1 protein-coding gene is annotated in these 208 nt (G+C 77.9%); it reads left to right on the top strand.

What is annotated here, in order from left to right; translation table 11 throughout:
* The coding region (locus UK12_RS36150) for a KR domain-containing protein (RefSeq protein WP_045307474.1) at positions 1–208 on the top strand (208 nt) is incomplete at both ends.

The following is a 208-nucleotide window of genomic DNA, read 5'->3' as shown; positions in this document are numbered from 1 at the left end:
CTGGACGCCTTCGTGCTCTTCTCCTCGATCGCCGGGGTGTGGGGCAGCGGCGGCCAGACCGGTTACGCGGCGGCCAACGCCTTCCTCGACGCGCTGGCCCAGCGGCGCTGGGCGGCCGGACTCGCCGCGACCTCGGTGGCCTGGGGCCCGTGGGGCGAGATCGGCATGGCGGCCGACGACGCGGCGGCCGAGCAGCTGCGGCGGCGCG

This window comes from Saccharothrix sp. ST-888, from assembly GCF_000955975.1.
In the GTDB taxonomy this organism is placed as follows: Bacteria; Actinomycetota; Actinomycetes; order Streptomycetales; family Streptomycetaceae; genus Kitasatospora.
Note: the sequence above shows the minus strand (reverse complement) of the source record. Positions and strands in the feature narration are given on the sequence as shown.